Origin of the sequence: Paraburkholderia sp. MM6662-R1 (assembly GCF_050436245.1) — a bacterium.
Lineage (GTDB): Bacteria > Pseudomonadota > Gammaproteobacteria > Burkholderiales > Burkholderiaceae > Paraburkholderia > Paraburkholderia tuberum.
In genome coordinates, this window is record NZ_JBNDLV010000001.1 from 1,624,671 (window position 1) to 1,638,666 (window position 13,996).

The window sequence follows — 13,996 nt, forward strand, 5'->3', positions numbered from 1 at the left end:
TCAGAACGCGATGCCGAGCGTGATATACGGCCGCACCCGGTTATCGCGGATCCCGTAAGCGACATCGAGATTGACCGGGCCGACCGGGCTGCGCCAGCGCGCGCCGACGCCGGCGCCCGGATAGAAAACTTTTTCGCCCCAGGTGTCGGTCGCGGTGCCGATGTCGAAGAATACGGCCGCGCCCCAGTTGTGCGAGAACCAGTGCTGGTATTCGGCCGCGCTCGTCAGCAGGTACTTGGTCGGCAGGATCGAGCCGGCGACGTTGTTACCGATGCTCTGGAAGCCGTAGCCGCGCACCGAGTTCGAGCCGCCCGCGCGGAACAGCAGCGACGCCGGAATGCCGCTCGAGCTGCCGCTCGTGAATACGCCGCCGAGTTCGGCGCGGATCAGCACGATGTCGTCGACGCCGATCGGGAAATACTGCTGGCCGCGCGCGTAGCCGCGGATGAACGACTGGTCGGCGAGCAGACCTTTCACCGCGAAGCCCGCCTCGACGTGGATCAGGTTGCCGCGGCGCGGGAACAGCGGGTCGTCGGTGTCGCGCCGCGTCCACGACCACCCCGGCACCAGCGCGTGCGCGCGGCTCGGCGGCGCCGCGTTCTGGTCGAGCTGATCGTCGTAGAACAGCAGCGAATAGCTGTAGTCGAGGAACTGCGACGTGCGCGAGCGCTGCACGCCGCCGCGGATGCTGTAGATGCGCGTGTCGGAGACGTCGGTGGTCGTGTACGACGCGAGCGCGCTATTGGTCCACCCGTGCTGGCCCGGCGGCATCGACAGCTGGATCTGCCCGTATTGCTGCGTGTTGTCGGCGCGGCCCTCGACGGTGAACGGCCACGCCGCGCCGAACGTGTTCAGATACGTGTAGCCGCCCTGCACGAGCGGGCCGTTGTCGGTCGAATAGCCGACGCCGCCGCGGAAGCTGTTATACGGAAACTCCGACACCTTCACGTGCACCGGCGTGTCGAGCGGCTTGGCGGGGTTGTCGTCGAGGTCGATCGCGACGCTCGCGAAGTACGGCGTGTTCTGCAGTTGCCGCTGCAGTTCGGCGACAGTGCGCGTGTCGTAGATTTCGCCCGGCGAGATCGGATTGACGTTGTGGACGATGCGCTCCGGATAGCGCTTCATGCCCTGCACGTCGAGTTGGCCCATCGTGAAGGTCGGCCCGCTGTCGTAGATCACCGACAGCTTCGCCGTGTGCGTGCGCGGATCGATCAGCGCCTCCGAGTGGTAGATCTTCGCGGCGAGGTAGCGGCGCGATTGCAGCTCGTGCAGCGACGCGTTCTTCGCGTCGTCCCAGGCGCCCTGCGAGAACGGCTGGCCCTCGTGCAGCGAGAACGCGAAGCGCGTCGCGTTTTCGCGCGATGGGTCTTCGGTCAGCACCGCGCCGCGAAACGACAGATCGACCGACGTGACTTTGGTCTGCGGGCCCGGCTCCACGCGCACGGTGACCTGCCGCAGGTTGTCGACGGTGCGCACGTCGGTGCTGACGAGCGGCGAGAAATAGCCCTGCGTCGCGGCGAGATCGCGCACCTGCTGCGGCGTCGCGGTGATCAGGAACGAGAACTGGTCGTCGGTGACGTCGGGCCGCTTCGCGAAACGCGAGATATCGAGGTGCTGTTCGAGCAGCCGGCGCAGCGCGCGCGGCTCGGCGACCACCTCGACCTTGTAGCTCGGTGCCTTGCTCGCCGCGTGAGCCTTGCCCGCGGCGAGCAGCAACATCAGGAGGCCGAGGCCGATGGCGAGCGACGCACGTAGCCAGCACCGCGCGAGCGCCTCGCGCTCACGCGCGCGCCCGCGCGCCTGGCCGGTCTCGCCGCGCAACGCACGCGGCATGTCGATCGTACCTCCCGCCAAACAGGACCTCCGGCCTCAATGAGTGAATTCTCGCGCCCCGGCCGCGCATGCGATCGAGGCATGCTATTTGACCACAACGCGACCCCGATCGGCCTGTCTCGTACCCCTGGCGGAGCTCCGCGCTTCATCTCAAAAATGGGCGGCCCGCGGCGATTTTCGACCGCCCGCGACGCATGCGGTAAAATCGCGGACGACGGCGCCCTCCCCGCGGCACCGCGCAGCGGCCAGCCCGAGAGCCGCCACCCTACCCACCACGGACGTCGAGCCATGTATCAATCGGACATCACCCAGTTCCTGAACCAGCTCAAGCAACAGAAGCCCAATCTGGAGGCCGAGCAACGCAAAGGCCGCGCACTGCTGTGGGACAAACAGCCGATCGATCTGGAAGAGCGCGCCGAGCAGAAAACTTCGCGCGTGGAGCAGACGCCTTACTCGTACTACCAGAACTTCTAAGCTCCCCAGTCACGCCGACGATGAGTCACGCTGACGAGGTGCATGGTCCGCTTCACGGCCCGATACACGGTCCAATACACGGCCCGGTTCACGGCCCAGCGCCGGCACCGTCCGACACCGCGCTTTCCGCGCCCGCCACCGATTCGACGCCCGACACGGTCGACGGCGTCGCGTTCGCGCGTCTGTACGGCGAGCCGCTGTTCAAGCTGCCGAACGACCTGTACATCCCTCCGGACGCGCTCGAGGTATTCCTCGAGACCTTCGAGGGGCCGCTCGACCTGCTGCTGTATCTGATCCGCAAGCAGAACTTCAACGTGCTCGACATCCCGATGGCGGATGTCACCGTGCAATATCTCGGCTACGTCGAGCAACTGCGCAAGACCAATCTCGAACTCGCGTCCGAGTATCTGCTGATGGCCGCGATGCTGATCGAAATCAAGTCGCGCATGCTGCTGCCGGTCAAGAAGGCCGACACCGGCGAGGAAGCCGAAGACCCGCGCGCCGAACTGGTGCGCCGCCTGCTCGAATACGAGCAGATGAAGCTCGCCGCGCAACGCATCGACCAGTTGCCGCAGCTTGGGCGCGATTTCCTGCGCGCCGAGGTCTACATCGAGCAGAGTGTCGCCCCGCGCTTCCCGGACGTAAACAGCGACGACCTGCGCGCCGCGTGGGCCGACGTGATCAAGCGCGCGAAGCTGGTCCAGCATCACAAGATTTCGCGCGAGGAGTTGTCGGTGCGCGAGCACATGAGCCTGATCCTGCGGCAGTTGCAGAATGCGCGCTTCATCGAGTTTTCCGATCTGTTCGACACGAGCCGCGGCGTGCCGGTCGTCATCGTGAATTTCATCGCCATGCTCGAGCTGTGCCGTGAATCGCTCGTCGAAATCACCCAGGCGGAGCCGTTCGCGCCGATTTACGTGCGACTGGCGTATCTACCGGCCTGAGCGCTGAATGACGGCCGCTTGACGGCCGGACCGCGGCCGGACCGTGGGAGTCTCGCTACGAACACCGTCGCAGCGAAGCCTGGCGGGCCTCAGCGGGGAGTGCGCGGCAAGCTCGTCGCGCGCCGCTCGGAAGTGCCGCCGCGTTTCGGTGCGTCCGCTGCCCAAATCCACTACAATCCGCGCTCCGAACCCGTCATTTGCCGGTGAGGCGATGAGCCGCGCGATTCCGCCAGGTGTCGCGCCAACCGGATCGCGCGCCGCGCGAGCCTATCCCTGTCCGATCATGAAAGTCATCAGCTCGATCCATGAATTGCGCGACCAGTTGCGCGGCCAGAATCGCACGGCCTTCGTGCCGACGATGGGCAACCTGCACGAGGGCCATCTGTCGCTGATGCGCCTCGCGCGCCAGCACGGCGACCCGGTCGTGGCGAGCATCTTCGTCAACCGCCTGCAGTTCGGCCCGAGCGAGGATTTCGACAAATATCCGCGCACGCTCGAAGCCGACATCGAGAAGCTGCAAAAGGAAGGGGTCTACGTGCTGTTCGCGCCGACCGAAAGGGACATGTATCCGGAGCCGCAGGAATACCGCGTGCATCCGCCGCACGATCTCGGCGACATCCTCGAGGGCGAATTTCGCCCCGGCTTCTTCCACGGTGTGTGCACGGTCGTGATGAAGCTGATGTCGTGCGTGCAGCCGCGCGTCGCGGTGTTCGGCAAGAAGGATTACCAGCAGCTGATGATCGTGCGCCAGATGTGCCACCAGTTCGCGCTGCCGACCGACATCGTCGCCGCCGAAACCGTGCGCGACACCGACGGCCTCGCGCTCAGCTCGCGCAACCGGTTCCTTTCAGCCGCCGAACGCGGCGAGGCGCCGATGCTGGCCGCCGAACTCAATCGGGTGCGCGACGCGGTGCTCGCGGGCGAGCGCGACTTCGCGAAACTCGAAGAGTCGGCCAAAGCGACGCTCGCGACGCGCGGCTGGAATCCCGATTACATCGCGATCCGCAAGCGCTCGAACCTGATCGCGCCCGGCGCGCAGGACGCCAACGCACCGCTCGTGGTGCTGGCCGCCGCGAAGCTCGGCGCGACCCGGCTCATCGACAACCTCGAAATCTGACGCCGCAACCGCCCGCGCGAACACAGTTACACTGCGCAGTCACACAGGATTGGATTGATCATGCAACGCAATATGCTGAAGTCGAAGATTCACCGCGTCGCGGTCACGCACTGCGAGCTCCACTACGAGGGCTCGTGCGCGATCGACGAAGATCTGCTCGAAGCGGCGAATATCGTCGAAAACGAGCGTATCGACATCTGGAACATCAACAACGGCGAGCGCTTCTCGACCTACGCGATCAAGGGCGAGCGCGGCAGCGGCATGATTTCGCTGAACGGCTCGGCCGCGCGTCGCGCGCAGCTCGGCGATCTGGTCATCATCGCGGCGTTCGCGGTGGTCGACGAGGCGGAGTTGAAGGCGGGCTGGAAGCCGGACCTCGTGTTCGTCGATGAAAACAACAGGATCAAGGGCAGCCGCGACCACGTGCCCACGCAGGCCTGGAGCTGAGCGAAGCTCAGCTTGACGCTTGACTGATGGTGGGCAGCCCCCGCCTCAGCCCTTCTTCCCCGCGCCGTTCGTCCACTCGACGATCGGCTGCCACTGCTCCAGATCCTTCTCCACACGGCTTTTCGCGACGTCCCACAGCGTCAGGCCGTGCGCCGCGAGCTGCACGTAGTTCTGCGTGTCGCGCAGAAAACCGAGCACCGGCAGCTTCAATCCCTCGACGAAGCGATGCAGCTGCTCGGCCGAGCGCGTGCGCGCATCGACGCGCATGCCGACCACGCCGACCTCGATCGCGCCCTTCCTGACCGCCTTTTCCTTCGCCAGCCGCTCGAGAAATTCCTGGGTCGCGAGAATATCGAACAGCGACGGCTGCAACGGCACGATCACCTTGTCGGCGAGATCGAGCGCGATGTTCAGGCGATTGCCGTGCAGGCCGGCCGGCGTGTCGACGACCGCGTGCTCGAGGCCTTTCGGCGGCTTGGCCGGCGTGTCGGGGTTGACCTCCCAGGTTTCGATATTTGGTAGCGTGGCGGGCCGTAATTCGAGCCACGCATGCGCGGAGTGCTGCTTGTCGAGGTCGGCCAGCGCGACCCATTCGCCCGCCGCGGCGAAATAGCCGGCCAGATTGGTCGCTAGCGTGCTCTTGCCCACGCCGCCCTTCGGATTCGCCACCACGATCACCGACATGAAATCTCCCGGAAAGAAGGCTGGACACCGCCAGCCGGTTTGCCGCGCTATTGCTCCGTCCCCGCCGATCCGCTGTGACCGGCGCCGGCGGGCTCCACGATCGCTGCCGTTCGAAGTCCGGTTTCCAGGGACGCCCGCCGGTCCAGCCGTTGATAATATCGACAAATTCAGCGCGGCCGAAGCCCCCGCATCGCGAATCGGCCGCTCCAACCCGCCGTTTTTTTCGAGAAGGACCTGAAATCTCATGAGCAAACTACGCCCGGAATACACCGTCGAACGCCTGCTGGAGCGCCAGAAGGGCACGCTGCCGGACCTGCTGGGCCTGCGCGTGCTGACCGTGGACCAGGGCACGCTGGTCGCCGAACTGACCGTGCGCGAGGCGCTGCTCGCGCCGAACGGCTTCCTGCACGCGGCCACGGTGATCGGCCTCGCCGACACCGCGTGCGGCTACGCGTGCATCGCGCATCTGCCCGAAAACTCGCGCAACTTCACGACGATCGAGCTGAAGAGCAACTTCCTCGGCACCGCGACGCAGGGCACGATCCGCGCGGTCGCCAAGGGTGTGCACCTTGGGCGCAGCACGCAGGTCTGGGACGCGACGGTCACCGGTCCGGATGGTAAGACCATCGCGCTGTTTCGTTGCACGCAGATGGTGTTGTACTGAGCGAACCGCCCGCGCAGCAATCGCGTTCAAGCCGATAAAGAAGACCGGCGCAAAGCGTCACCCCAGCGCCGCGAACAGCCTGCGCATATCGACGTGCCCGGCCAGCGTATCGGCCAGCCGCTCCAGCGACGCCTCGCGCAACGCCGGATAGTCGAGCGCTTCGGCATCGCTCAAATCCGCCCATGCGAGCAGCGCCGCGCACGCGGCCGGCGTGTCGAACAGCCCATGCACGTAGGTCGTGAGAATCTGGCCATCGGCGGACATCGCGCCATCGGGACGGCCAAACTCCGCGCCGCCCTCGTGCGGGCCAGCGTGGTCGAGTCGCAGCGCCGGCGTGTCCAATGCCGGCCCGCGCGTCTCGCCCATATGAATCTCGTAGCCGGCGACGTCCGGCGTGCCGGGCAGCGCCAGGCGCCCGGTCACATTCTTCAGCGTCTTGTCGCGCGTGAGCACCGTCGCATAGTCGAGCCAGCCGAAGCCCGCGAAGGTGCCCGGCGCGCCCTCGACGCCATGCGGATCGGCGATCTCGCGGCCGAGCATCTGCATGCCGCCGCAAATGCCGATCACGCGGCCGCCGTAGCGCAGATGCCGCGCGAGCACGTCGTCCCAGCCCTGTGCGCGCAGAAACGCGAGGTCGTCCGGCACGTTCTTCGAGCCCGGCAGGATGATCAGATCGGCGGCCGGCGGCGACGTACCCGCGCGCACATAGTGAAAATCGACCTGCGGATGCGCGCGCAACGCGTCGAAGTCGGTGTGATTGCTGATGTGCGGCAGCACCGGCACGACCACGCGCAGCAGACGGCGCGAATCAACGCTCGCCGCCGCGCGCAGTTCGGGCGGCAGCATGTCCTCGGCGTCGAGCGTCAGGCCATGCAGATACGGCACGACACCGAGCACCGGCTTGCCGGTCTTCGCTTCCAGCCAGTCGAGCCCGGGCTTCAGCAGACCGATGTCGCCGCGAAAGCGGTTGATGATGAAGCCGCGCACGCGCGCCTGCTCGCTGTCGGACAGACACGCGAGCGTGCCGGTCAGGTGCGCGAACACGCCACCGCGATCGATGTCGGCGACCAGCACGACCGGGCAGTCGACCGCCTCCGCGAAACCCATGTTCGCGATGTCGCGCTCGCGCAGATTGATCTCGGCCGGACTGCCCGCGCCTTCGACGAAAATCGTGTCGTACGACGCGCGCAGCCGCGCATACGACTCCAGCACCGCCTCGAACGCGACCGGCTTGTAGTCGTGATACGCGCGCGCGTCGAGATTGATGCGCGCCTTGCCGTGGATGATCACCTGAGCGCCGCGATCGCTGGTCGGCTTCAGCAGCACCGGGTTCAGATCGGTGTGCGCGTCGATGCCCGCGGCGAGCGCCTGCAATGCCTGCGCGCGGCCGATCTCGCCGCCGTCGACGGTCACCGCGCTGTTCAACGCCATGTTCTGCGGCTTGAACGGCGCGACCCGCGCACCCGCGCGCCGCGCGAGGCGGCACAGTCCCGCAACCAGCGTGCTCTTGCCCGCGTCGGACGTGGTGCCCTGGATCATCAGCGTGCCGCGCGGCACGGGCAGGGTGTCGGGAGGAATGGTCATTCGGGTCACGGCCGTGCAGGTGGAAGATGGACAGTGGCGTTGCAATGCTATCGAGCGGCATTATCCCATCGCGCCGGTACAATCATAGGATGACTCCCCGCGACCTCACCTTCGTCCTCGGCGGCGCCCGCTCGGGCAAGAGCGCGCATGCCGAGCGGCTCGCCAGCGACAGCGCCTTCCCCGTCATCTACATCGCCACCGCCCGCGTCACCGACGACGCCGAATTCAACGCGCGCATTGCGCATCATCGCGAGCGGCGGCCCGCGCATTGGGGGCTCGTCGAAGCGGACGACGACCTCGCCGGCGCGCTCGCGCAACACGACGCGCCGGGCCGGTGTCTGCTGATCGACTGCCTGACGCTGTGGCTCGCAAACCTGCTATGTCCCGCCGACGGCGCGGCGGCGCCGCTGTCGCACTACTACGAGCAGGCCGCCGCGTTCGAAGCGGCGCTCGCCGGCGCGCGCGGCAAGATCATCGTCGTCAGCAACGAGATCGGCCTCGGCGTCGTGCCGCTCGGCGAAGCCACGCGTCTTTACGTCGACGAACTCGGGCGCTTGAATCAGCGCATCGCCGCGTTGAGCAGCGCGGCCACGCTGATGGTCGCGGGACTGCCGCTCGCGCTGAAAAGCGCGAGCGGCATGTGATGCCGCCGCTGACCATGCCGCTGGTCGCGACGCTCGCGGTCGCGGGCGTCGCCGTCGACCGCTGGTTCGGCGAGCCGGGCCGCCGGCATCCGTTGGTCGGCTTCGGCAACTGGGCGGCGCGTATCGAGGCGCGCTTCAATCACGACCGGCGTCTGCGGCTCAGGGGCCTGCTCGCATGGGCGCTCGCGGTTCTGCCGCCGGTGTTGATCGCGTGGTGGCTCGTCGCCGTGCTGCCGTTGTTCGCGGCCTGCGCGCTGCATGTCGCGCTGCTGTGGTTCGCGCTCGGCGCGCGCAGCCTGCGCGATCACATCGCGCCGATCGCGCGGGCGCTCGGCCAACGCGATCTGGCCACGGCACGTGAGTTGACCGCGCGGATCGTCTCGCGCGACACCGCGCAGTCGGACGAGGCCGCGCTCGCGCGCGCCGCGATCGAATCGGCGCTCGAAAACGGCAACGACGCGATCTTCGGCGCGCTGTTCTGGTTCGCGCTCGCGGGCGGGCCCGGCGCGCTCGGCTTTCGCCTCGCCAATACGCTCGACGCGATGTGGGGTTATCGCACGCCGCGCTATCTGCGCTTCGGCTGGGCCGCCGCGCGCATCGACGACGTGCTGAACTGGATTCCCGCGCGCCTGACTGCCACGAGCTACGCGCTGCTCGGCGACACGCTGATCGCCTGGCGCTGCTGGCGCGAGCAGGCGCCGCGCTGGGACAGCCCGAACGCGGGCCCGGTGATGGCCGCCGGCGCCGGCAGCCTGAACGTGCTGATCGGCGGGCCGGCCGTGTATCACGGCACGCTCGAGCACCGGCCGACGCTGGGCTTCGGGCGTCCCGCCGAGGCGCGTCATGTGGGCGCCGCGTTGATGCTGGTCGAACGCACGGTGATTCTCTGGCTGGCCGTGCTGATCGTGCTGGCGTTGTTGAGCGTGCCGTTTCATGGCTGAGCGGAACGACGCGCGTAGCGATGGGATGAGCGCATGACCGACTGGACGCAACCGCGCGAGCACGCCGCAAGCGGCCCGATCGCGCACGGCGGCAACCTGCACGAAGCGGCGGCGCGCTACGGCATTGCGTACGCGCAGTGGCTCGATCTGTCGACCGGCATCAATCCGCACGGCTATCCGGTGCCGCCGCTGCCCGCCGACGCGTGGCGCCGTTTGCCCGACGAAGGCGACGGCTTCGCCGAGCGGGCCGCGCGCTACTACGGCGCGCCCGATGCCGCGCACGTGCTGCCCGTCGCCGGCAGCCAGGCGGCGATTCGCGCGCTGCCCGCGTTGCTGTCGCCCGCGACGGTCGGCATCGCGCCGCTGACCTACGGCGAGTACGCGCCCGCGTTCGCGCGCGCCGGACACGCGGTCGCGCCGCTCGAGGTGGATCGCGACACGCTGCCCGCCGCGCTCACGCACGTCGCGATCGTCAACCCCGACAATCCGACCGCCACGCATATCGATGCCGCCAGGCTGCTGCACTGGCACGCGCAGTTGCGCGAACGCGGCGGCACGCTGCTCGTCGACGAAGCGTTCGCCGATACGCTGCCGGCCGCGCGGGTCGCGTCGCTGGCGGCGCATACGCACCGGGACGGGCTCGTCGTGTTGCGCTCGCCCGGCAAGTTCTTCGGGCTCGCGGGTGTGCGCGCCGGCTTCGTGCTGGGCGCGCCCGCATTGCTCGCCGCGTTGCGCGACAGGCTGGGGGCGTGGACCGTCAGCGGTCCCGCGCGTCATGCGGTGAGCGCCGCGTTCGACGATGGCGCGTGGCAAACGCGCATGCGTGAGCGGCTCATCGGCGACAGCGCGCGGCTTGCCGGGCTGTTGCATGCGCACGGTTTCGCGACACGCGGCACGCCGCTTTTCGCATGGACCGACGATGCGCGCGCCGCCGCGTTGCATGAAGCGCTCGCGCGGCGCGGCGTGTGGACGCGTCTTTTTCCACCATCGCTTCGGGTGCCATCGGCCAGCGTGCGCTTCGGGCTGCCGGGCGACGAAGCCGAATGGACCTGCTTCGAGCAACAGTTGCAACAGGCGGTTGACTCGATCGATACCGCGCGGTCGAGTTAGCGCAGTGACCTTCGCACCCAAGCCGCTCAACGCTTCGTGATCCGCCCTCGTCCGATGATCCGCTTTGCACCTTCCATCCGCATTGCCCCGCCCGCGCACCGCTTCATCCATTGGTTCGGCGCCGCAGCGCTCGCGCTGACCGCACTGAGCGCGCACGCCGCGATCACCGTCACCGACGACAGCGGCGCGACCGTCACGCTCGCCGCGCCCGCGCAGCGCGTGATCAGCCTCGCCCCGCACGTGACCGAATTGCTGTACGCCGCGGGCGGCGGCCCGAAGATGGTCGGCGCCGTGTCGTACAGCGACTATCCGCCCGAAGCGAAGCAACTCCCGCGCGTCGGCGACAACAAGGCGCTCGACCTCGAACGCATCGTCGCGCTGAAACCGGACCTGATCGTCGTGTGGCGGCACGGCAACGCGCAGCGCCAGCTCGAACGCTTGCGCGAGCTACACGTGCCGCTCTTTTTCAGCGAGCCGCGCCGTCTCGACGATATCGCCGTGTCGCTGACCAAGCTCGGCCGGCTGCTCGGCACATCGGCGAGCGCGGATGCGGCGGCGGCCGCCTTCCGCGACGACATCGCCCGTCTGCGCGCGCGGTATGCGAACCGCCCGGCCGTCAGGGTCTTCTATCAGGTATGGGACCGGCCGCTGATGACGCTCAACGGCGAGCACATGATCAGCGACGTGATCACGCTATGCGGCGGCCGCAATGTGTTCGCGGACCTGCAGCCGCTCGTGCCGACCGTGTCGATCGAAGCGGTGCTCGCGGCGAATCCGCAGGCGATCGTCACCGCCGCGCCCGGCGCGACGCGGCCCGACACGATGCTGCCGCAACTCGACACATGGCGCGCATGGCCGGGCCTCGCGGCCGTCGCGAACAACAACCTGTTTGCGATCGACGGCGATCTGATCAATCGCCCCGCGCCGCGCATCGCGCAAGGCGCGCGGCAACTGTGCGAGGACCTCGAACTGGCGCGCTCGCGCAGCAAGCAGCCCGCACCATGACGGCGCCGCGTGTGGCGAGAAAAAAGGATCGGTTTTCCGGATGACCACGCGGGTCACGCATTCCATCGCACGAGCGACCACTGCAGCGTCTCGTCGTTACGTCGCAACCAGACGATCCCGGTCATATCTAGCGACCACTGCAGGCAATGCGCGAGCGGCACCTCCAGCACCCACGACGCGATCGCGCGCATCACGCCCGCGTGCGTGACCACGTATGCGGGCGACAGCTCGCGCGTCAGCGCGAACGCATCGAACCACGCTCGCACACGCGCGACGAATTGCGCGACGCTCTCGCCGCCGTGCGCGCGCGCATGTTCGAAATTGGCGGCCCAGTCGTCGAGCAGCGCGCGATCGATCGTATCCCAGCGCTGCGCTTCCCACTCGCCGAAATCCATTTCCTTCAGGCGCTCGTCGTGGCTGACCACGCAGCCGAAGTCGTTCGCGATCTCGGTCGCTAGCGCGGCGCAGCGCGTAAGCGGACTCGTGATCAGCACACGCGGCGCCGGCACCTGCAAGCTCGCGAGCTTCACCGCCAACGCATTGGACGTGACCTCGGCGCTTTCCGCCAACGCGACATCGCTATGGCCGTAACACACCCCCGCCTCGAGCGCGACAGCGGGATGTCGAATCAGGACGATATCCATGCAAGCCCCACCAGGTAGATGCTCAATTCGAAGATCTGCTGCGCGAAGCCGAGGCAGTCGCCGGTATAGCCGCCGATGCGTCTGACGAAATAACGGCCCATTGCAAAGCGCAGCGCGAACAGCACAGCACACGTGAGCGCGGCGAAACGCCAGTCGGGCATGCCGGGGCCGTTCGGCCACAGCAGCCACGGCAGCCCGAACAGCACGGCGCACAACAGCGCCGGCCCGCTCAAACGCTGCGCGACCGGCTTGGCTTTGCCGGCCGCGCGCACATAGTCGAGCGTGGCCAGGTAACTGATCGCGCACGCGCGGCTCGCGCCATGCGCCGCAAGCATCAGGCTTGCGGCGCGCAGCGGTGGCAATGCCGCGAGCGTTTGCCACTTGATCGCCAGAGCGATCACGAGCGCGATGGCGCCGAAAACACCGATGCGCGAGTCGTGCATGATGCGCAGCGCATCGTCGCGCGTATAGGCGCCACCGAACGCATCGATGCAGTCGGCGAGACCGTCCTCGTGAAATGCGCCCGTGACCACGAGCGACGCGGCCATCGACAGCAGCACCGCGACACTCGCCGGAAACACGCGCAGCGCGGCCAGATAGACGAGCGCGCTGAAGCCGCCGACCAACACGCCGACGAGCGGAAAATAGCGCGCCGCGGCGTTCAGATAATGCGGCTCGAAACCGACCCAGCGCGGCACGGGCACGCGCGTGAAGTAACCGAGCGCCGTGAAGAAATAGCGCAGTTCCGCGAGGGGGTTCATGAATGTGGCGAGTGCAGGTTCACGGCGCTGCGGGCCGAGCTTCGCGTTATCGCGAAGCGCGTGCTCGCGCGCTTCACGGTTCGCGATCGGCGACGCCCGCCGAATCGAAGCTGGCCATCTCGTTGACGAAGGCCACCGCCGCGCGCAGCAACGGCACCGCGAGCGCGGCGCCCGTGCCTTCGCCGAGCCGCATGTCGAGCGACAGCAGCGGCTGCGCGCCGAAATGATCGAGCATGCGCCGATGCCCGGCCTCGTTCGACGCATGCGCGAACACGCAGTACTCGCGCACGTCGGGCGAGAACGCATCGGCGACCAGCAGCGCGGACGTCGCGATGAAGCCATCGACGAGGATGGTCATGCGCGCCTCGGCGGCCGCCAGATACGCGCCCGCCATCATCGCGATTTCGAAGCCGCCGAAGGTCGCGAGCACGTCAAGCGGCGCGCGTGCATCCGCATGGCGCGCGAGCGCCGCCGCGAGCACGTTGCGCTTCTTCGCGAGTCCGGCATTGTCGAGACCCGTGCCGCGGCCGACGCAGTCGTCGATCGGCAAGCCGCACAGGCGGCTCATCAGACACGCGGCCGCCGACGTGTTCGCGATGCCCATCTCGCCGAAGCCGATCACGTTCGTGCCGAGCGCCGCGTGATGACGCACGCGCGCGGCGCCCGCCTGCATCGCGGCGAGCGCTTCGGCGTGCGTCATCGCGGCTTCGTGTGCGAAGTTGCGCGTGCCGGGCCCGACCGGAATGTCGACGAGTCGGTCCGTGGACGGCAGCGGCGTCGCGATGCCCGCGTTGACCACTTCGAGTTCGAGACCCGCGACGCGACTGAGCGCGTTGATCGCCGCGCCGCCCGCGATGAAGTTCGCGACCATCTGCGCGGTCACCGCTTGCGGATAGGGGCTCACGCCTTCGGCGGCGATGCCGTGGTCGCCCGCGAAAACGATCATCGCGGGACGCTGCACGGTGGGACGCGTACTACGCTGGATCAGGCCCATCTGGCGCGCGAGCGTTTCGAGCCGGCCGAGGCTGCCGGGCGGTTTGGTGCGCGTATCGATGATCCGCTGCAGTTCGGCGCGTAGCGTCTGATCGAGCGGCGCGACTTCGGGCAAACCGGCTGGGTGTGGGATGCGAGTCATAGGTGTGAT

Annotated in this window: 15 protein-coding genes; 9 read left to right on the forward strand and 6 right to left on the reverse strand. The window is 67.9% G+C overall.

The annotated features are described in order from the left end of the window. A complete protein-coding gene (locus OKW39_RS07660; protein ID WP_429562364.1) occupies positions 1-1,854 on the reverse strand; it encodes an autotransporter assembly complex protein TamA in 1,854 nt (617 codons plus the stop codon). A gap of 267 nt (positions 1,855-2,121) precedes the next feature. Between OKW39_RS07660 and OKW39_RS07665 the strand changes: the two genes are divergently transcribed. The 4 genes from OKW39_RS07665 (at position 2,122) to panD (ending at position 4,815) form a co-directional block, all read left to right on the forward strand. Further along, complete coding sequence (locus OKW39_RS07665; RefSeq protein ID WP_090803441.1) at positions 2,122-2,307, forward strand: DUF3460 family protein; 186 nt, start codon at positions 2,122-2,124, stop codon at positions 2,305-2,307. A gap of 20 nt (positions 2,308-2,327) precedes the next feature. Then, complete coding sequence (locus OKW39_RS07670; protein ID WP_429362131.1) at positions 2,328-3,251, forward strand: segregation and condensation protein A; 924 nt, start codon at positions 2,328-2,330, stop codon at positions 3,249-3,251. Positions 3,252-3,534: 283 nt separating this feature from the next. Beyond that, positions 3,535-4,368 (forward strand): pantoate--beta-alanine ligase, encoded by an 834-nt coding sequence (gene panC, locus OKW39_RS07675; RefSeq protein ID WP_429335908.1) that lies wholly within the window; start codon positions 3,535-3,537, stop codon positions 4,366-4,368. 60 nt (positions 4,369-4,428) lie between these two features. Next, on the forward strand, positions 4,429-4,815 hold the full coding sequence (gene panD / locus OKW39_RS07680; protein WP_184045579.1) for an aspartate 1-decarboxylase: 387 nt from the start codon (positions 4,429-4,431) through the stop codon (positions 4,813-4,815). Positions 4,816-4,860: 45 nt separating this feature from the next. On the opposite strand, the gene OKW39_RS07685 is transcribed toward panD, so the two are convergent. Then, entirely contained in the window at positions 4,861-5,499 is a 639-nt protein-coding gene (locus OKW39_RS07685) for a ParA family protein (protein WP_090803440.1), read from the reverse strand. A gap of 244 nt (positions 5,500-5,743) precedes the next feature. On the opposite strand from OKW39_RS07685, the gene OKW39_RS07690 reads away from it, so the two are divergent. Then, positions 5,744-6,163, forward strand: a complete 420-nt coding sequence (locus OKW39_RS07690; RefSeq protein WP_090803438.1) for a PaaI family thioesterase — start codon at positions 5,744-5,746, stop codon at positions 6,161-6,163. Between the two features lie 57 nt (positions 6,164-6,220). On the opposite strand, the gene OKW39_RS07695 is transcribed toward OKW39_RS07690, so the two are convergent. Beyond that, a complete protein-coding gene (locus OKW39_RS07695) occupies positions 6,221-7,747 on the reverse strand; it encodes a cobyric acid synthase (protein ID WP_429562365.1) in 1,527 nt (508 codons plus the stop codon). A gap of 89 nt (positions 7,748-7,836) precedes the next feature. Between OKW39_RS07695 and cobU the strand changes: the two genes are divergently transcribed. Genes cobU through OKW39_RS07715 form a run of 4 tightly spaced genes read left to right on the forward strand, consistent with a single transcriptional unit; the run spans position 7,837 to position 11,447 of the window. Further along, positions 7,837-8,391, forward strand: coding sequence for a bifunctional adenosylcobinamide kinase/adenosylcobinamide-phosphate guanylyltransferase (cobU, locus tag OKW39_RS07700; RefSeq protein ID WP_429362137.1), 555 nt, complete (start codon positions 7,837-7,839; stop codon positions 8,389-8,391). Then, the gene (gene cbiB / locus OKW39_RS07705) at positions 8,391-9,332 is read left to right on the forward strand and encodes an adenosylcobinamide-phosphate synthase CbiB (protein WP_429562366.1); all 942 of its coding nucleotides are present in this window, start codon (positions 8,391-8,393) and stop codon (positions 9,330-9,332) included. The genes cobU and cbiB overlap by 1 nt, the downstream gene beginning before the upstream one ends. A gap of 33 nt (positions 9,333-9,365) precedes the next feature. After that, entirely contained in the window at positions 9,366-10,442 is a 1,077-nt protein-coding gene (gene cobD, locus OKW39_RS07710) for a threonine-phosphate decarboxylase CobD (RefSeq protein WP_429562367.1), read from the forward strand. Between the two features lie 54 nt (positions 10,443-10,496). After that, complete coding sequence (locus OKW39_RS07715) at positions 10,497-11,447, forward strand: cobalamin-binding protein (RefSeq protein WP_429563470.1); 951 nt, start codon at positions 10,497-10,499, stop codon at positions 11,445-11,447. Between the two features lie 53 nt (positions 11,448-11,500). Here OKW39_RS07715 and cobC read toward each other — a convergent pair whose 3' ends face one another. The 3 genes from cobC to cobT form a co-directional block, all read right to left on the reverse strand. Next, positions 11,501-12,091, reverse strand: a complete 591-nt coding sequence (gene cobC / locus OKW39_RS07720) for an alpha-ribazole phosphatase (protein WP_090803430.1) — start codon at positions 12,089-12,091, stop codon at positions 11,501-11,503. Beyond that, on the reverse strand, positions 12,076-12,852 hold the full coding sequence (locus OKW39_RS07725) for an adenosylcobinamide-GDP ribazoletransferase (protein ID WP_429335903.1): 777 nt from the start codon (positions 12,850-12,852) through the stop codon (positions 12,076-12,078). Before OKW39_RS07725 ends, cobC begins: the two co-directional genes overlap by 16 nt. 73 nt (positions 12,853-12,925) lie before the next feature. After that, entirely contained in the window at positions 12,926-13,987 is a 1,062-nt protein-coding gene (cobT, locus tag OKW39_RS07730; RefSeq protein ID WP_429362147.1) for a nicotinate-nucleotide--dimethylbenzimidazole phosphoribosyltransferase, read from the reverse strand. Between the last annotated feature and the right edge of the window lie 9 nt (positions 13,988-13,996).